The organism is Comamonas faecalis (assembly GCF_039538025.1).
GTDB lineage: Bacteria > Pseudomonadota > Gammaproteobacteria > Burkholderiales > Burkholderiaceae_C > Comamonas_C > Comamonas_C faecalis.
This window is the reverse complement of the sequence record NZ_BAABBP010000009.1, coordinates 15,161-32,709: the sequence shown is the minus strand read 5'-3', so window position 1 is coordinate 32,709 and position 17,549 is coordinate 15,161. Positions and strand designations below refer to the sequence as shown.

The following is a 17,549-nucleotide window of genomic DNA, read 5'->3' as shown; positions in this document are numbered from 1 at the left end:
CCGACAAACCAAAGCCGCGCATGGTACACAGGCGCGGCGGGCGGCGCAGTGACAAACTGTGCGGGAATGCAGTGTGGCCAAACGTAGAATCCGAACCGATGCAAAAGCAAAACCATGATCATAGCGCTGCGCAGACACCCGCGCCGCAGCCCTTGATGGCCAGGCTGCGCCGCCTGCACGCCTATTTCGGCTACCAGCGCCTGGAGTGGACCATGGCCGTGCTCGCCACCCTGGTTGCAGCGATCACCGAGCCGCTGATTCCCGCACTGCTCAAGCCCCTGCTCGACCAGGGCTTTACCGAGGGGTCGCTGCAACTGTGGATGGTTCCCGTGGCCATCGTGGGCGTGTTTCTGGTGCGCGGGCTGGCGCAATTCACCGGCCAGTACGCGCTGGCGCGCATTGCCAACGAGGGCATGCTGCGCCTGCGCACCGCGCTGTTCGACCGGCTGTTGGTCACGCGCATGGGGCTGTTCGGCCAGCAGTCGGCCAGCACCCTGTCCAACACCGTCGTCTACGAGGTACAGACCGGCTTCAACGCCCTGGTGCAGGCGCTGCTGGGGCTGTCGCGCGACGGCTTTACGCTGCTGGCGCTGCTGGGTTACCTGATTTATTTGAACTGGCAGCTGACGCTGATCGTCGCCGTGATGGTGCCGGGCGTAGCCTGGATCATGAAGACGCTGTCGCGTCGCCTGTACAAAATCACCAAGACCAGCCAGCAGGCAACCGACGACCTGGCCTACGTGGTCGAGGAGAATGTGTTGGCCCACCGCATGGTGCGCCTGCACGGCGCGCAGGAGCAGCAGGCCGGGCGCTTCAATGTGCTCAGCCGCCAGCTGCGCCGCCTGGCCATCAAGTCCACCATCGCCTCGGCCGCAATGACGCCAACCACGCAGTTGCTGGCCGCCGGCGCGCTGTCGGCGGTGATCTGCATCGCGCTGTGGCAAAGCCATGGCAGCGCCGGCGTGCAGTCGGTCACCGTCGGCGGTTTTGCCGCCTTCATTGCCGCCATGCTGATGCTGATCGCGCCGATCCGCCGCCTGGCCGACGTGGCCAACCCGATCACGCGCGGCGTCGCCGCGCTCGAACGCGGGCTGCTGCTGCTGTCGAGCACCGAACCCGAAACCGAAGGCACGCACCAGAGCGCACGGGCCCAGGGCGCCATCGTGCTGCAGGATGTGCGGCTGTCGTTCGACAGCGACCACGCGCCGGCGCTGGCCGGCGTGTCGCTGACCATCGCCCCGGGCGAGGTGGTCGCGCTGGTCGGCCCCTCGGGCGCGGGCAAGACCACGCTGGTCAACCTGCTGCCGCGCTTTCTCACGCCCGACGCCGGGCGCATCACGCTCGACGGCGTGGCGCTGCAGGACTGGCAGCTCGCGTCGCTGCGCGCGCAGTTCGCACTCGTCAGCCAGGACGTGGTGATGTTCAACGACAGCATTGCCGCCAATGTGGCGCTGGGCGCCCACGTCGACCGCGAGCGCGTGCAGGCCTGCCTGCAGGCGGCCAACCTGGCCGGCCATGTCGACGGCCTGCCCCAGGGCATGGACACGCTGGTGGGCCACAACGCGGCCCAGCTGTCGGGCGGGCAGCGCCAGCGCCTGGCGATTGCCCGCGCGTTGTACAAGGACGCGCCCATCCTGATCCTGGACGAGGCGACCTCGGCCCTTGATACCGAGTCCGAGCGCCTGGTGCAGCAGGCGCTCACGCGGCTGATGCAGGGCCGCACCACGCTGGTCATCGCCCACCGGCTGTCGACCATCGAGCACGCCGACCGCGTCGTCGTGATGGAACGCGGCCAGATTGTCGAGCAGGGCACGCACGCCGCGCTGATGGCCGCCGACGGCCTTTACGCGCGGCTGCAGGCGCACACCGGCGCCGCTGCGGGCACGCCCTCCAACACATAAAAAACCTGGGCCGCGCGCGGCGCTACAGCACTTCCGGTGCCCGCCCGCGCTGCCCGCGCACGCGCAGCGAGCTGGTCACACCGGCGGCCAGTGCGCAAGCCGCGCCCAGCGCCAGCGCCAGCGACTCGGCGCGCCCGTCGTGCGCCGGATGCAGCATGAAGATCGCCGCCAGCCCCACCGCGCCCAGCGTCTGCCCGGTCAGCCGCGCCGTGCCCAGCATGCCGCTGGCCGCGCCGCTGCGGTGCAGCGGCGCCGACGAGACGATGGTGTGGTTGTTGGGCGACTGGAACAGCGCAAAGCCCGCGCCGGCCAACGCCATGCGCCAGACCACGTCAACCATCGACGGATGCTGCGGCATCAGCGACAGCGCCAGCAGGCCGGCGGAGAACACCACCATGCCGATGCCGCCGAGCAGTCCATCCGGGTAGCGCCCGATCAGCCGCCCAGCCAGTGGCGCCACCAGCATGATGGCCAGCGGCCAGGCGGTGATCAAAAGGCCCGCTTCCAAGTGGCTGCGCCCCTGCACCTGCAGCAGCAGGAACGGCAGGCTCAAAAAGCCCAGCGTCTGGGCGCAGAACGCGCCGACCGAAGACGCCATCGACAGCGCAAACACCGGAATGCGCAGCAAGTCGACCGGGACCAGCGGCACCGTGCGCCGGCTCTGGCGCCACAGGTGCAGCGCCCCGACCAGCAAGCCCGCGCCCAACAGCGCCCAAGCCATAGCGCCGCCCCCCTGGCCCGCGCCAGCCCCCAGCCCGGCGCCGCCCAGGAAGACCAGCGTGAACATTGCGCTGTTGAGCACCAGGTCCAGCGCCGACATGCGCGCCGCGGCATGGCTGGCCGGTGGGTTGGCAGGCAGCGCCCGCCTGCCCTGCCAGCAGGCCAGCAGTCCCAGCGGCAGGTTCATCACGAACAGCCAGTGCCAGGACGCGAACGACAGAATGGCCGCCGCCACCGTCGGCCCGGCCATGGCCGACGTGGCCACGACCATGGAGTTGATCGCCATGCCACGCCCCAGCTGCGCCGGCGGGTAGATCAGCCGCACCAGCGCCGCGTTGACCGCCATCACGCCCGAGGCGCCCAGACCCTGCAGCGCCCGCGCGGCGATCAGCGCGGCCATGCTGTTGGCCAGCATGGCCGCGATCGACGCCACGGTGAACAGCGCCATGCCGGCAAGGTAGACGCGGCGGTAACCCAGGCGCTCGCCCAGCGCCGACAGCGGCAGCAGCGACACCAGCGTGGCCAGCTGGTAGGCGTTGACCACCCAGACGCTTTCGGCGGCGTTGGACTGCAGCAGCCGGGCGATGTCGGGCAGCGCCAGATTGACGATGCTCGCGTCGAGCACCGCCAGCGTCAGCCCCAGGATGATGACGCGCATGGCGCGCCAGCGCTCCTGCGGCGGCAGGCCCTGCTCGGTTGCGACGGGCGCACTCACTACCGACATGGCAGACACCGCAGGCGGGTTCGGCCCCAACTGGAAAGACGGGGAAACAACAACATGGCGGCGATTTTCACCGCCGCGCCGCCGCCGCGCTGTCGCGCAACGGCAAGCCATGGCACAGTCGCAGGGCATAGGCCAGCCACCGCCAACCGCCCATGACACCGATCGCTCTCGACCACCGCTCCCGCCTCCATCGCCCGGCCGCCTCGTGCGCAACAGCCTTGCTGATGAGCGCAGCCTTGACCGCCCTGGCGGCATCCGCGGATGCGGCGCAGCCGGAGCCAGCACGCCAGGCACCCGTAGCGGCGTTGCAGCCATCGCCCGACGCGGCGCTGGTCATCGACGCTCGCGCCCGCCTGGCCTGGCCGCGCTGCGTCGAGGGCATGCGCTGGAATGGCGGCCAATGCACCGGCGTGGCCCAGCGCTTCACCTACGCCGAGGCCCAGGCGCTGGCACGCGAGCGCGCCCAGGCCGACGGCGTGCGCTGGCGCCTGCCACGGGTCAACGAATTGCGCCGCCTGGTCGAGCGCAGCGCAAAGCCGCCAGCAGTCGACGCTGCGCTGTTTCCCGCGGCGCCGCCCGACTGGCACTGGAGCGGCACGGCCAGCGTGAACGCGCAGAAAGTCAACCCCTACGCCTACGGCAACGTAGCGCGCGCCGGCGGGGGCGAGCACCAGCTGGCGGTGCAGCAAAGCTGGGCGGTGGACATGGCCAGCGGCCAGGCGCGCGGCGACGTGGGCCGCGCAACGGCGCTGTTCGTGCGCCTGGTGCGCCCGGCGCCCTGAAGCGGGAACGCGGGCGCGGGAAGGTGCGCCGGAGGATGGCCGCCGCAGCGCCCGAACGGCGCGTCAGCCCGCTGGTTTTTTCAAACCGAAGGCATCCAGCATCTGCTCGGTCTGTTTCTGCATCTGCTGCTGCATCTGCACGAACATGTTCTGCGACTGCTCGGTGTAGTTGCCCATCAGGTTTTGCAGCATCGGCGACTGCAGGTTCATGTACTGCGTCCACATCTCGGGCGTCAGGCCCTTGGACTGCTCGGCCATGCGCTTTTGCAGCTCGGTGAACATCTGTACGTTGCGCTCCAGGTAGGCGCCCATGAAGCCCTGCATCGCGTGGCCGTAGAAGCGGATGATGTTGGCCAGCACCGCCTCGCTGAACATGGGAGCGCCGCCGGCCTCCTCCTCCAGAATGATCTGCAGAAGAATGGAGCGCGTCAGGTCGTCGCCGCTCTTGGCGTCGCGCACCACGACGCTCTCGCCGTCCATGACCAACTGCTTGACCTCGGCCAGCGTGATGTAGGTGGACGTCGACGTGTCATACAGGCGGCGGTTGGGGTATTTTTTGATGACGCGCTCGCCACTCTTGGCTTCGCTCTTGCTCTCTTTATCGGATGCGGGTGCGGTGTTCTTGTCGGACACAACCTCTCCTGAAATCGTTATTGCACTGCAACACATTCTAGGCAAGGCCCGGCCGGCGGCGGAACAGGATTACCCTGCCCCGCTTCTGGCGCTGCAGCATTTGAGCGCCCGTCAGGCATCGATTGCCGCGGCCGATCCAGCCTGGCGGCGCAGCTCGAACTTCTGGATCTTGCCGGTGCTGGTCTTGGGCAGCTCGCCAAACACCACGGTGCGCGGCACCTTGAAGCCGGCCAGGTGCTTCTTGCAATGCTGGACGATGTCCTCGGGCGTGGCCGTCGCGCCGGCCTTGAGCTCGACGAAGGCGCAGGGCGTCTCGCCCCACTTCGGATCGGGGCGGGCGACGACGGCGGCGGCCAGCACGTCGGGGTGGCGGTAGAGCACGTCTTCCACCTCGATCGACGAGATGTTCTCGCCGCCCGAGATGATGATGTCCTTGCTGCGGTCCTTGATCTTGATGTAGCCGTCCGGGTACTGCACCGCCAGGTCGCCGCTGTGGAACCAGCCGCCGGCAAACGCCTCGGCGGTGGCCTGGGGATTCTTCAGGTAGCCCTTCATCGTGATGTTGCCGCGGAACATGATCTCCCCCATGGTCTCGCCGTCGTGGGGCACCGGCTGCATGGTCTCCGGGTCGAGCACGGCGGCCGCACGCTGCAGGTGGTAGCGCACGCCCTGTCGGGCGTTCAGGCGCGCACGCTCGCCAATGTCCAGGTCGTTCCAGGCGTCATGCTTGGCGCATACCGTGGCCGGGCCATAGACCTCGGTCAGGCCGTAGACATGGGTCAGGTCGAAGCCCATCTGCTCCATGCCTTCGATCATCGCCGCCGGCGGCGCAGCGCCCGCCACCATGGCCTTGACACCGGCGGGCACGCCCTCCTTCATCGCCGCCGGCGCGTTGACCAGCAGGCCGTGCACGATGGGCGCGCCGCAGTAATGGGTGACACCGTGGTTGCGGATGGCGTCAAAGATCGCCTGCGCATCGACCCGGCGCAGGCAGACATTGACCCCGGCACGCGCCGCCACGGTCCACGGAAAGCACCAGCCGTTGCAGTGGAACATCGGCAGCGTCCACAGATAGACCGCGTGCTTGGGCATGTCCCACTCCAGCACGTTGCTCACCGCGTTGGTGTGCGCGCCGCGGTGATGGTAGACCACGCCCTTGGGGTTGCCCGTGGTGCCGCTGGTGTAGTTCAGCGCGATCGCGTCCCACTCGTCGCCGGGCAGCTCCCAGGCGAACTGCGGGTCGCCCGCTGCCAGAAAGTCCTCGTAGCGCACGCCGCCCAGGCTTTGCTGCGCGGGGCCGTACAAATCATCCTCGACCTCGATGATTGTCAGCGGCACAGTGCTCTGGCGCAGCTCCAGCGCCTTGCCCATGGCGGCGCTGAATTCGGGGTCGACGATCACCACCCTGGCCTCGCCATGGTCGAGCATGAAGGCAATGGTCTGCGGGTCCAGCCGCGTGTTGAGCGTATTGAGCACGGCGCCGGCCATCGGCACGCCAAAATGCGCCTCGACCATCGGCGGCGTGTTGGGCAGCATCGCGGCGACGGTGTCGTTCTTGCCAATGCCGGCGCGGCGCAGGCTGCTGGCCAGGCGGCGGCAGCGCTCATAGGTCTGGCCCCAGGTCTGGCGCAGGTCGCCGTGCACGATCGCCAGGCGCTCGGGATAGACCTCGGCGGTGCGCTCGATGAACGACAGCGGCGTCAGCGGCGCATGGTTGGCCTCGGTGCGGGGCAGATCCTGATCGTAGATGCTGGTGGTATTCATACGGTTTCTTTCTGTGAGCGCGTCGAAAAATGCCCGCCATTACAGCAGAGCATGCTGACGCGGCCCTGAAGCGATCATGTCCCTGGGCGAAAATACCGCCCGTGTCCATTCCCCAGTCATTCATCCAGGAGCTGCTCGCGCGCACCGACGTGGTCGACGTGGTCGGCCACCATGTGCAGCTCAAGAAAAGCGGCGCCAACTACATGGGGCTGTGCCCCTTCCACGGCGAAAAATCCCCCTCGTTCAGCGTCAGTCCGTCCAAGCAGTTCTATCACTGCTTTGGCTGCGGGCGTAACGGCAACGCCATCGGCTTTCTGATGGAGCACGCCGGCATGGGCTTCGTCGAAGCGGTGCAAGACCTGGCGCAGCAGGCTGGCCTGCAGGTACCGCGCGACGACCAGTCGCCGCAGGAGCGCGCGCGCGCCGCCGCCCAGCAGCGCCAGCAGGCCACGCTGACCGAGCTGCTGGAGCAGGCCGCCAGCGCCTGGCGGCGCCAGCTGCCGGCACATGCGCATGCAGTCAACTACCTGAAGGCGCGCGGCGTCTCGGGTGCGGTCGCGCGCACTTACGGCCTGGGCTATGCGCCGTCCGGCTGGCACGGCCTGGCCAGCGTGTTCGCCCAATACGACAACCCCCAGCTGGTCGAGGCCGGCCTGGTGTTGCAGGGCGAGGAGGACGGGCGCCGCTACGACCGCTTTCGCGACCGCATCATGTTCCCGATCCGCAACGTCAAGGGCGAATGCATCGCCTTTGGCGGGCGCGTGCTGGGCGACGAAAAGCCCAAATACCTGAACTCGCCCGAAACCCCGGTGTTCCACAAAGGGCGCGAACTCTATGGTCTGTTCGAGGCGCGCCAGGCGATCCGCGAGGCGGGCTACGCGCTGGTGACCGAGGGTTATATGGACGTGGTCGCGCTGGCGCAGCTGGGCTTTGGCAACGCCGTGGCCACGCTGGGCACGGCTTGCACGCCAGACCATGTGCACAAGCTGTTTCGCTTCACCGAGCAGGTGGTGTTCAGCTTTGACGGCGACGGCGCGGGCCGGCGCGCTGCGCACAAGGCGCTGGTGGCCGCTCTGCCCTACGCCAGCGACACGCGCTCGATCAAATTCCTGTTCCTGCCGCCCGAGCACGACCCCGACAGTTTCATCCGCGCCCACGGCGCCGACGCCTTCGCCCGCCACGTCGGCGACGCCACGCCGCTGTCGCGCTTTTTGATCGAGGCGGCCAGCCAGTCGTGCGACCTGGGCGTGCCCGAGGGGCGCGCCCACATGCTCAGCAACGCCCAGCCGTTATGGGCCCTGCTCCCCGACGGCGCGCTCAAACGCCAGCTGCAGGGTGAGCTGGCGCAACTGGCGCAGCTGCCCGCGCATGAGCTGGCCCAGCTGTGGTACCAGGCGCCGGACACGCCCGGCAGCCACGCCGCTGGCGCCCGCGCGCCAGCCCACCCGGGCGCCGGCCCCCGGGCGCGCCACGGCAGCTACCGGCGCCCGGCCATGGCGCAACCTCTGGCCGGCGCCTCCATGGTGCGGCGCGCCGACCACGCGCTGCGGCTGCTGCTGTCGCACATGGCATTCCTGGAGACGCTGACGCACGAAGACCACGCCGCGCTGGCTGCGCTGCCCGCCCCTCATGGCCCACTGTTTGCATGGCTGGAGATGCAGTGGCTGGAGCACGGCCCGCGCCCCTGGGCCGTGCTGCGCGAGCAGCTGCAAGACCAGGAGTACGACGGCCGCGCCTCTGGCAGCCAGGCGCTTGCCGAGCGCGTGATGACCGGCTCGCACGCGCAGACCGAAGGCGACGAGGCCGAGCTGCGCTGCGAGTTGCGCGACCTGCTCAATCGCATGCTGGTCGACACGATCAAGCACGAGCAAAGCGCGCTGATTGCCGCCGCCGCGCACGACCCGCAGGCCCTGCAGCGCTACCGCCTGCTGCAGGAGCGGCGCCATGCACTGGAAAATACCAAGGCGCTCGACTCTTGAAATTGCCGGAAAAGATATAATCTACGGTTTGTCGGCAAGAGCGACAGCAGTACCTCCGGACCGGGCAACCATGGCAAACGCAGACCATCGCCCACCTCACCGCAAGGGCTGCACACCAAATGATCGCCCAGACATCTTGCCTCGCGGGGATTCGCTCCGCATCTGCAAGGCGCGCACGCCTTGCCCGCGCCCGCAGCACTGCGCTTTCACGGGCAGCGGTTCGTCTCGATTCGTTCGGTGTGTCCTTTTTTGACCCAGAGGTTGTCCATGCCAGCCCAAAAAACTGCTTCTTCTCCTGCCAGCACGCCCGCCAAAAAGGCAGCGTCGACCAAAAAAACCAAGGCCAGTGAGGTCGAGGATCAACTGACCTCGGCCCAGCCGCTGGACGGCGACGCGTCCGCCGCCAAGAAAAAGCCCGCGCGCGCCAAAACCACCAAGGCGGCTGCCGCAGACGCCGGCGACGACAAGGCCAAGCCGGCGGCCAAAAAGCGCGCCACCAAAACTGCCGCGAAAACCGCCACCAAGCCGGCAGCCAAGACCACCGGCAAGGGCAAGAAGACCTTGCCGGGCGACGAGGACTTCTCCGACGCCGACATCGAAGCCGACCTGGAGGGCGAACCCGAGCCGGCAGCCGAGGCCAGCGCCGATGCGCCCGCCGAAAAGGTCAAGCCCCTGCGCATGAAGATCAGCAAGGCCAAGGAACGCGCCTTGATGAAGGAGTTCGGTCTCGACGAAACCGTGCTGTCCGAAGAGGACATGGCCAAGCGCCGCTCGCAGCTGAAGAAGCTGATCACGCTGGGCAAGACGCGCGGCTACCTGACGCAGGTCGAAATCTCCGACCACCTGCCCGACAAGCTGGTCGACGCCGAGACGCTGGAAGTCGTCGTCTCCATGCTCAGCGACATGGGCGTGGCGGTGTATGAGACCACGCCCGACGCCGAGACGCTGTTCCAGAACAACGTCACGCCGACGGCCACCACCGTCGAAGAGGCCGAGGAAGAGGCCGAGGCGGCGCTGTCCACCGTCGACAGCGAATTCGGCCGCACCACCGACCCGGTGCGCATGTACATGCGCGAGATGGGCACTGTGGAGCTGCTCACGCGCGAGGGCGAGATCGAGATCGCCAAGCGCATCGAGGGCGGCCTGATGGACATGATGGAGGCGATCAGCGCATCGCCCGCCACCATCGCCGAAATCCTGGCCATGGCCGAGGAAATCCGCGAGGGCAAGACCGTCATCTCGGCCATCGTCGACGGCTTCGCCGACCCCGAGGAAGCCGATGACTATGTCGCCGAGGAAGACTTCGACGAATACGACGACGAGGATGACGACGACGGCAAGGGCGGCTCCAAGGCCATGACGCGCCTGCTGGAAAAGCTCAAGAACGATGCGCTCGAGCGCTTTGACGAGCTGCGCGCGCTGTTCGAGAAGATGCACAAGATCTACGACAAGGAAGGCTATGGCAGCCCGACGTACATGAAGGTGCAGCATGAGATCTCGACCAAGCTGATGACGATCCGCTTCACCGCCAAGACCATCGAAAAGCTGTGCGACATGGTGCGCGCCCAGGTCGACGACGTGCGCAAGAAAGAGCGCGAGCTGCGCCGCATCATCGTGGACAAGTGCGGCATGCCGCAGGAGATATTCATCAAGGAATTTCCGGCCAACCTGCTGAACCTGCCCTGGGTGGAGAAACAGGCCGCCGCCGGCAAGCCCTGGAGCGCCGTAATGCAGCGCAACATCCCGCCGATCCAGGAACTGCAGCAGCACCTGCTGGATCTGCAGTCGCGCGTCGTCGTGCCGCTGACCGAGCTCAAGGCGATCAACAAGCGCATGAACGCAGGCGAGACCAACTCGCGCCACGCCAAGAAGGAGATGATCGAAGCCAACCTGCGCCTGGTGATCTCGATTGCCAAGAAGTACACCAACCGCGGCCTGCAGTTCCTCGACCTGATCCAGGAGGGCAACATCGGCCTGATGAAGGCGGTCGATAAATTCGAATACCGCCGCGGCTACAAGTTCTCGACCTACGCGACGTGGTGGATCCGCCAGGCCATCACCCGCTCGATCGCGGACCAGGCCCGGACCATCCGCATCCCGGTGCACATGATCGAGACCATCAACAAAATGAACCGCATCTCGCGCCAGCACCTGCAGGAGTTCGGCTTCGAGCCCGACGCCGCGCTGCTGGCCGAAAAGATGGAGATGCCCGAGGACAAGATCCGCAAGATCATGAAGATCGCCAAGGAGCCGATCTCGATGGAAACCCCCATCGGCGACGACGACGACAGCCACCTGGGCGATTTCATCGAGGACAGCAACAACACTGCACCAATCGAAGCGGCGATGCAGGCCGGCCTGCGCGACGTGGTCAAGGACATCCTGGACGGCTTGACGCCGCGCGAAGCCAAGGTGCTGCGCATGCGCTTTGGCATTGAAATGTCGACCGACCACACGCTGGAAGAAGTCGGCAAGCAGTTCGACGTGACGCGCGAGCGCATCCGCCAGATCGAGGCCAAGGCGCTGCGCAAGCTGAAGCACCCCAGCCGCAGCGACAAGCTGCGCAGCTTCATCGATTCGCTGTAAACCAGCCGCGCGCCTGCGCGTGATCACAAACCCGGGCCCGCCGATGGCAGCCCGGGTTTTTTGTGCCCGTCGCACATCGCTGGTATCGGCGGCGACAATGACCGCTTCATTGAACGCACGCGAGAGCCCACTGCCATGACCGCCACCGCCCACGACACCTACTCCTCAGACCGGTTGCGCTTTGCCGTGATGGGCGCGGGATCGGTCGGCTGCTACTTCGGCACGCTGCTGGCGCGCGCAGGCCACCAGGTCACGCTGATCGGTCGCCCGGCCCATGTCCAGGCCATCCAGGCCCGGGGGCTGCGCCTGCAGACGGCCACCGAGGACATCCACGTCCCCATCAGCGCCAGCACCGACCCGGCCGCGATCACGGGTGCGGACGTGGTGCTGCTGAGCGTCAAGTCGACCGACACCGAAAGCGCAGCCCGGCAAATCCAACCCCACCTGGGCGCGCACACGCTGGTGCTCACGCTGCAAAACGGCGTGGACAACGACGAGCGCGTGCGCAGCGTGCTGGGCCCCCGGCAGCCGGTGGGCGCAGCCGTCGTCTATGTGGCCACCGCCATGGCCGGCCCCGGCCACGTGCGCCATTACGGGCGCGGCGACCTGCTGCTGCCCCCATCGCCGGTCAGCGAGCGACTGGTTCGCGAACTGGCCGCCGCCGGCATTCCCGCCCAGGTCTCGTCCAACGTCCGGGGCGCGCTGTGGTCCAAGCTGGTCATCAACTGCGCCTACAACGCGCTGTCGGCCATCGTCCAGAAACCCTATGGCTGGCTGGTGCAGCAGGACGGGGCGCTGCAGCTCATCGACAACCTGGTCGCCGAATGCCTGGCGGTCGCGCAGGCCGAAGGGGTGGAGATGGCCGACGACATCCACGCTGCCGTCCAGGGCATCGCCGCATCCATGCCGGGGCAGCTTTCATCGACCGCACAGGATCTGGCGCGCGGCCACCCCAGCGAGATCGAGCACCTGAACGGCCATATCGTGCGCCGCGGCGCAGCCCTCTCCGTAGCCACGCCGGTCAACCAGGCCATGCTGGTGCTGGTGCGCATGCTGGAGACGCTTCGACCCGAGGCCGCCTCACGGCCCTGATTGCTCTGCAGAAAGCAAAAAGCCCGGGGAGCGAGCCCCGGGCTTTGGATATGTGTGGTGGACCGAATGAGGATCGAACTCACGACCTCTGCATTGCGAACGCAGCGCTCTCCCAGCTGAGCTATCGGCCCGTAGACGGATATTTTAATACCTGTCCCAGCCGCCGCGAGGCGGGTGCAGCATAAATTACGCCACGGCCGGGCGCACCCAAGCGCCCGGCGGGGTTGCACTCAGGCAGTGACGCCCTTGGCGACTTCGGCGTATTCCTCGATCTGGTCGAAGTTCATGTAGCGGTAGACGCTCGCCTTGTCCGCGTCGATGATGCCCATCTCCTTGAGGTATTCCTCGCGCGTGGGCAGCTTGCCCAGGCGGGATGCGATGGCGGTCAACTCGGCCGACCCCAGGAACACGTTGGTGTTGCGTCCCAGGCGGTTGGGGAAGTTGCGCGTGCTGGTGGAGATCACGGTCGCGCCCTCGCGCACCTGGGCCTGGTTGCCCATGCACAGCGAGCAGCCAGGCAGTTCGGTACGCGCGCCGGCGGTGCCGAATGCCGCGTAATGGCCTTCCTTGATCAGCTCGTTCTGGTCCATCTTGGTCGGCGGCGCGATCCACAGCTTGGCCGGAATGTCGCGCTGGCCCTGCAGCAGCTTGGCTGCCGCACGGAAGTGGCCGATATTGGTCATGCACGAGCCGATGAACGCCTCGTCGATCGGGGTGCCGGCCACTTCGGACAGGAACTTGGCGTCGTCCGGGTCGTTGGGGCAGCAGACGATGGGCTCCTTGATCTCGTTCATGTCGATCTCGATCACGGCTGCGTACTCGGCATCCTTGTCGGCTTCGAGCAGTTCGGGCTTGGCCAGCCAGGCCTCGACCTTCTCGATGCGGCGCTGCAGCGTCTTGGCGTCCGCGTAGCCGTCGGCAATCATGTTCTTCATCAGCACGATGTTGCTGGTGAGGTATTCCTTGATCGGCTCGGGGTTGAGCTTGATCGTGCAGCCGGCGGCAGAACGCTCGGCCGAGGCGTCGGACAGCTCGAATGCCTGCTCTACCTTCAGGTCTGGCAGGCCTTCGATTTCCAGCACCTTGCCCGAGAACACGTTCTTCTTGCCGGCCTTGGCGACGGTGAGCAGCCCTGCCTTGATGGCGTACAGCGGAATCGCGTGCACCAGGTCGCGCAGCGTCACGCCCGGCTGCATCTCGCCCTTGAAGCGCACCAGCACCGATTCGGGCATGTCCAGCGGCATGACGCCGGTGGCGGCGGCAAACGCGACCAGGCCGGAGCCCGCCGGGAAGCTGATGCCGATGGGGAAGCGCGTGTGCGAGTCACCGCCCGTGCCCACGGTGTCGGGCAGCAGCAGGCGGTTGAGCCAGCTGTGGATCACGCCGTCGCCCGGGCGCAGCGCAACGCCGCCGCGGTTGCTGATGAAGGCGGGCAGCTCGCGGTGGGTCTTCACGTCCACGGGCTTGGGATAGGCGGCGGTGTGGCAGAAGGACTGCATCACCATGTCGGCGGAGAAGCCCAGGCAGGCCAGATCCTTGAGCTCATCGCGGGTCATGGGGCCGGTCGTGTCCTGGCTGCCCACGGTGGTCATCTTGGGCTCGCAGTAGGTGCCGGGGCGAATGCCCTGTTGCACGCCGTCGATGGTCGGCAGGCCGCAGGCACGGCCGACCATCTTCTGCGCCAGCGTGAAGCCTGCCTTGGTTTCGGCGGGCGCCTGGGGCAGGCGGAAGGCGGTCGATGCAGGCAGTCCCAGGAATTCACGCGCCTTGGCGGTCAGCGCGCGGCCGATGATCAGGTTGATGCGGCCGCCGGCCTGCACTTCGTCGAGCAGCACCTGGCTCTTGAGCTCGAAGTCGGCGATCTTGGCGCCGGCCTTCTCGATCTTGCCCGCGTAGGGGTAGATGTCGATCACGTCGCCCATCTCCATCCTGGAGACGTCGACCTCGATCGGCAGCGAGCCGGAATCCTCTTGCGTGTTGAAAAAGATCGGGGCGATCTTGCCGCCCAGCGTCACACCGCCAAAGCGCTTGTTGGGCACGAAGGGAATGTCGTCGCCCGTGGCCCAGATCACGCTGTTGGTGGCCGATTTGCGGCTCGAACCCGTGCCGACCACGTCGCCCACGTAGGCAACGGTGTGGCCCTTTTTCTTCAGATCCTCGATGAACTGCATCGGGCCGCGCACGCCGTCTTGCTCGGGCTTGAAGGCCGCGTCGGGACGGGTATTCTTGAGCATCGCCAGGTAGTGCATCGGGATGTCGGGGCGCGTCGTGGCGTCGGGCGCGGGCGACAGGTCGTCGGTATTGGTCTCGCCCGGCACCTTGAAGACGGTGACCGTGATTTTTTCCTCGACCTTGGGGCGGCTGGTAAACCACTCGGCGTCGGCCCAGCTCTGCATGACCTCCTTGGCGCGGGCGTTGCCGGCCTTGGCCTTGTCGGCGACGTCGTTGAAGTAGTCGAACATCAAGAGCGTCTTCTTGAGCGCCTCGGCCGCCACGCCGGCGACTTCTGCGTCGTCCAGCAACTCGATCAGCGGGTGCACGTTGTAGCCGCCCACCATGGTGCCCAGCAGCTCGGTGGCGCGCGCCTTGCTGATCAGGCCAACCTGGATGTCGCCGTGCGCGACCGCAGCCAGAAAGCTGGCCTTGACCTTGGATGCGTCGTCCACGCCCGGCGGGACGCGGTACGTCAGCAGGTCGAGCAGGAAGGCCGGATCCTCGCCAGCAGGCGGGCTCTTGATCAGCTCGATCAGCGCGGCCACCTGCTTGGCATCCAGCGCCAGCGGCGGAATGCCCAGTTTGGCGCGCTCTGCGGCATGTTCGCGGTAGGCTTTCAACATGGTTCTCAATCTCCAAAGGGTGGGTTCTTCAATCGTGGGGCAACACTGCGCTGGGCGCACCCGCCCGCAAGCGGGCGCACCAACCACCGTCGCGCGGCGTGCTCGGGCTTATTTCTGCGGCAGCGCGTCGATCAGGCTGGGCGGCGGATTGGTCTTGTAGGCCTCGACCACCGCCATCTGCTGCGCGCTATGGCATTCATCGGCCATGCGCTGGCCCAGTTTCTGGTTCAGCAGCATGGATTTGTTGGCAATCTGTACCCAGATGGCACCGGCGCGCTCGTCTTCCATGCGCACCGCACCTGTGGAGGTGGCCACCGGCGTCATGTGGTATTTGAAATTTTTTCCGTACACATGAAAGCGCCCCGGCGACTGCGCATCGTGCTCGATGTTGACGAAGGCACCCAGCTCGCACGGAATACGGCCGGTATGCACTTCTTGCGCAATCGTGCGCTGCTCATCGGTGAGCGGGGTATCGGCGACGACCGCAGCGACCACCGCGGCCGCCGCTGGTGTAGCCGTCGCCACGACTGCCTTGCGGGCGCTCTTGGGCGCCGTCTTGGCCGTTTTAGCCGCTGGCTTGGCCGCAGTCGCTGCGGCCTTGGCACGCGGCTGCGCCTGCTGGGGCTGGGCGACGGCCAGGCCGCAAAACAGGGCCAGGGCAGCGCAGGTGGTGAAGATCTTCATGGTTGCATCCACAAGGAGAAAGAGACTTCCCATTTTACGAGTCGGCACCCGCACCAACGGCCTCAAACCATGGCTTGACGCCGTCCGGCAACGGGCGCGCGGTACGCCAGGCGCGTTCAAGCACCTGCCAGAAATAGCGGTAGCTGGCGCGGTCGTGCAGCACGCCGTCGTCGCTGATCGGCGCCCAGTCGGCGCCGGCGGCGGCCACCAGAATGCGCGCGGCCTGGGCGATCTCCGCGTCCTGCGGCGCAAACGCAGCAAGAATGGGGCGGATCTGCGCCGGGTGGATGCTCCACATGCGGGTGTAGCCCAGCTGCTGCGCGGCATGCGCGGCGGCCGCCTGCATCGCTGCAGCGTCCTTGAACTCGGTCACCACGCAGTGCGACGGCACCTTGCCATGGGCGTGGCAGGCGCTGGCGATCTCCAGCTTGGCGCGCAGTACCAGCGGGTGCGCGAACTGCCCGCTCGAACCCATGGCGCTGGCGGGAATGGCACCGCCATGCGCCGAGACGAAGTCCATCAGCCCGAAGCTCAGGCTCTGGATGCGCGGGTGCGCGGCAATGTCGAAGGCCTGCTGCACCGCAGCGGGCGACTCTATCAGCGCATGCAGCGCCAGATCGGGGCAGCCGGCCGCGGCCAGCGCGCGCTCGGCGACCAGCACGTCGTCGACCGACTCGACCTTGGGCAGCATGATGTGCGTCAGGCGACGGCCGGCCTGGCCGGCGATGATGGCGATATCGTCGAAAAATGCCGGGTGATCCACCGTGTGCACGCGCACCGCGACGCGTGCCTCGGGCGCGGCCTGCCCGGCCAGGCGGGCCACCAGCTCGGCGTGCGCCCTCTCCTGCCCCACGGGCGCGCCGTCCTCGCAGTCCAGCGTGACGTCGAATACGCAGTGACCGAATTCGGCGGTCATCTCGGCCTGCAGCTGCAGGCTCTTGACCATGCGCTGCTCGACGCCGCTGTAGTGGTCGCACACGGGCAGCACGACGGCGCCGGCCTGCGCATCGCGCAGAACCTGGGCGGGGTGGGCACTGGACAGAGGGGTCATGGCTTGCGTTGCGCGACGATGAAAATACGGGGGAAGGCCAGCAGGCGGGTGCCGTCGGTGCGCGCCGGGTAGGCAGCGTCGATGCGGCGCTCGTACTCGGCCAGAAAGGGCGCCTGCAATGCAGTGGGCAGCGCGTCGACGAAGGGCTTGATGCCCGCGCCCCGCACCCACTGCACGATGGCCGCAGGCGAGGCCAGCGGCTGCTGGTAAATGGTGTGCCAGACATCGACCGACGCGGCGGCCATTGCGGGGGCTGCCAGCAGGTCGTAATAGGCGGCAGCAGGCAGCAACGCGGTGCGCGCCTGCGCGGCATCTGCGCCGATATGGCTGGCGTATTGCGGCAGGGCGGCCACCTCGCGCACCAGCCGGTGCACGGGTTCGCCCAGGTTGTCGGGCATCTGCACGGCCAGAACGCCGCCGGGCGCAAGGCAGGAGAACAGGCGCGGGAACAGCACCTCGTGATCCGCCGCCCATTGCAGCGAGGCGTTGGCAAAGATCAGGTCGGGGCGCTCATTGGCGGCCGGCTCCCACCCGGCCATGTCGGCCAGCACGAAGCCCGCCTGCGGCAGCTGCCGGCGCGCCTGCGCCAGCATGGCCCGGGAGTTGTCGACGCCGGTGGCCTGCGCGCCGGCAAAGCGCTGCAGCAGCAGGGCCGTGGAATTGCCCGGGCCGCAGCCCAGATCCGCCACGCGGCGGGCCTGGATCAGCGGCACCCGCGCCAGCAGCTCTGCCGCCGGGCGCGCACGCTCGTCGGCAAAGCGCAGGTACAGCGCGGGGTTCCAGTCCTGCATGGGCG

Annotated in this window: 12 protein-coding genes and 1 tRNA gene; 5 read left to right on the top strand and 8 right to left on the bottom strand. The window is 67.5% G+C overall.

The features are described from left to right. Nucleotides 1–98 precede the first annotated feature (98 nt). Nucleotides 99–1,901 carry a lipid A export permease/ATP-binding protein MsbA gene (msbA, locus tag ABD767_RS06720; RefSeq protein ID WP_103043784.1) on the top strand — a complete coding sequence of 601 codons (1,803 nt, stop codon included), beginning with the start codon at nt 99–101 and terminating at the stop codon, nt 1,899–1,901. Nucleotides 1,902–1,923: 22 nt separating this feature from the next. On the opposite strand, the gene ABD767_RS06715 is transcribed toward msbA, so the two are convergent. Then, entirely contained in the window at nt 1,924–3,345 is a 1,422-nt protein-coding gene (locus ABD767_RS06715; protein WP_344868911.1) for an MFS transporter, read from the bottom strand. Between the two features lie 224 nt (nt 3,346–3,569). On the opposite strand from ABD767_RS06715, the gene ABD767_RS06710 reads away from it, so the two are divergent. Beyond that, nucleotides 3,570–4,127 (top strand): Lcl C-terminal domain-containing protein, encoded by a 558-nt coding sequence (locus tag ABD767_RS06710; protein WP_344868909.1) that lies wholly within the window; start codon nt 3,570–3,572, stop codon nt 4,125–4,127. Nucleotides 4,128–4,190: 63 nt separating this feature from the next. Here the strand turns inward: ABD767_RS06710 and phaR are convergent, their stop codons facing one another. Further along, complete coding sequence (gene phaR, locus ABD767_RS06705; RefSeq protein ID WP_344868907.1) at nt 4,191–4,760, bottom strand: polyhydroxyalkanoate synthesis repressor PhaR; 570 nt, start codon at nt 4,758–4,760, stop codon at nt 4,191–4,193. 111 nt (nt 4,761–4,871) lie between these two features. Further along, entirely contained in the window at nt 4,872–6,524 is a 1,653-nt protein-coding gene (locus tag ABD767_RS06700) for an AMP-binding protein (RefSeq protein WP_103043781.1), read from the bottom strand. 101 nt (nt 6,525–6,625) lie between these two features. Between ABD767_RS06700 and dnaG the strand changes: the two genes are divergently transcribed. From dnaG to ABD767_RS06685, 3 genes are all read left to right on the top strand, one after another. Beyond that, nucleotides 6,626–8,503: a DNA primase gene (dnaG, locus tag ABD767_RS06695; RefSeq protein ID WP_103043780.1), complete on the top strand. Its 1,878-nt coding sequence runs from the start codon at nt 6,626–6,628 to the stop codon at nt 8,501–8,503. 267 nt (nt 8,504–8,770) lie between these two features. Continuing rightward, the gene (gene rpoD / locus ABD767_RS06690) at nt 8,771–11,089 is read left to right on the top strand and encodes an RNA polymerase sigma factor RpoD (protein WP_103043779.1); all 2,319 of its coding nucleotides are present in this window, start codon (nt 8,771–8,773) and stop codon (nt 11,087–11,089) included. A 135-nt stretch (nt 11,090–11,224) separates the two neighbouring features. Continuing rightward, nucleotides 11,225–12,181, top strand: a complete 957-nt coding sequence (locus ABD767_RS06685) for a 2-dehydropantoate 2-reductase (protein WP_103043778.1) — start codon at nt 11,225–11,227, stop codon at nt 12,179–12,181. 55 nt (nt 12,182–12,236) lie between these two features. Here the strand turns inward: ABD767_RS06685 and ABD767_RS06680 are convergent. From ABD767_RS06680 to tam, 5 genes are all read right to left on the bottom strand, one after another. Next, nucleotides 12,237–12,312, bottom strand: a tRNA-Ala gene (locus ABD767_RS06680). Nucleotides 12,313–12,411: 99 nt separating this feature from the next. After that, nucleotides 12,412–15,018 (bottom strand): bifunctional aconitate hydratase 2/2-methylisocitrate dehydratase, encoded by a 2,607-nt coding sequence (gene acnB / locus ABD767_RS06675; protein ID WP_103043777.1) that lies wholly within the window; start codon nt 15,016–15,018, stop codon nt 12,412–12,414. Nucleotides 15,019–15,126: 108 nt separating this feature from the next. Then, on the bottom strand, nt 15,127–15,702 hold the full coding sequence (locus ABD767_RS06670; protein WP_103043776.1) for a hypothetical protein: 576 nt from the start codon (nt 15,700–15,702) through the stop codon (nt 15,127–15,129). Nucleotides 15,703–15,736: 34 nt separating this feature from the next. Next, complete coding sequence (locus ABD767_RS06665; RefSeq protein WP_103043775.1) at nt 15,737–16,753, bottom strand: aldolase/citrate lyase family protein; 1,017 nt, start codon at nt 16,751–16,753, stop codon at nt 15,737–15,739. After that, nucleotides 16,750–17,544, bottom strand: coding sequence for a trans-aconitate 2-methyltransferase (gene tam, locus ABD767_RS06660; protein WP_103043774.1), 795 nt, complete (start codon nt 17,542–17,544; stop codon nt 16,750–16,752). The genes ABD767_RS06665 and tam overlap by 4 nt, the downstream gene beginning before the upstream one ends. Between the last annotated feature and the right edge of the window lie 5 nt (nt 17,545–17,549).

What these genes read in the sequence shown, in the direction of transcription:
- msbA (WP_103043784.1), top strand. Translation starts at nt 99, where the DNA reads ATGCAAAAGCAAAACCATGATCATAGCGCTGCGCAGACACCCGCGCCG.
- ABD767_RS06715 (WP_344868911.1), bottom strand. Translation starts at nt 3,345, where the DNA reads ATGTCGGTAGTGAGTGCGCCCGTCGCAACCGAGCAGGGCCTGCCGCCG.
- ABD767_RS06710 (WP_344868909.1), top strand. Translation starts at nt 3,570, where the DNA reads ATGAGCGCAGCCTTGACCGCCCTGGCGGCATCCGCGGATGCGGCGCAG.
- ABD767_RS06700 (WP_103043781.1), bottom strand. Translation starts at nt 6,524, where the DNA reads ATGAATACCACCAGCATCTACGATCAGGATCTGCCCCGCACCGAGGCC.
- rpoD (WP_103043779.1), top strand. Translation starts at nt 8,771, where the DNA reads ATGCCAGCCCAAAAAACTGCTTCTTCTCCTGCCAGCACGCCCGCCAAA.
- ABD767_RS06685 (WP_103043778.1), top strand. Translation starts at nt 11,225, where the DNA reads ATGACCGCCACCGCCCACGACACCTACTCCTCAGACCGGTTGCGCTTT.
- acnB (WP_103043777.1), bottom strand. Translation starts at nt 15,018, where the DNA reads ATGTTGAAAGCCTACCGCGAACATGCCGCAGAGCGCGCCAAACTGGGC.
- ABD767_RS06670 (WP_103043776.1), bottom strand. Translation starts at nt 15,702, where the DNA reads ATGAAGATCTTCACCACCTGCGCTGCCCTGGCCCTGTTTTGCGGCCTG.
- ABD767_RS06665 (WP_103043775.1), bottom strand. Translation starts at nt 16,753, where the DNA reads ATGACCCCTCTGTCCAGTGCCCACCCCGCCCAGGTTCTGCGCGATGCG.
- tam (WP_103043774.1), bottom strand. Translation starts at nt 17,544, where the DNA reads ATGCAGGACTGGAACCCCGCGCTGTACCTGCGCTTTGCCGACGAGCGT.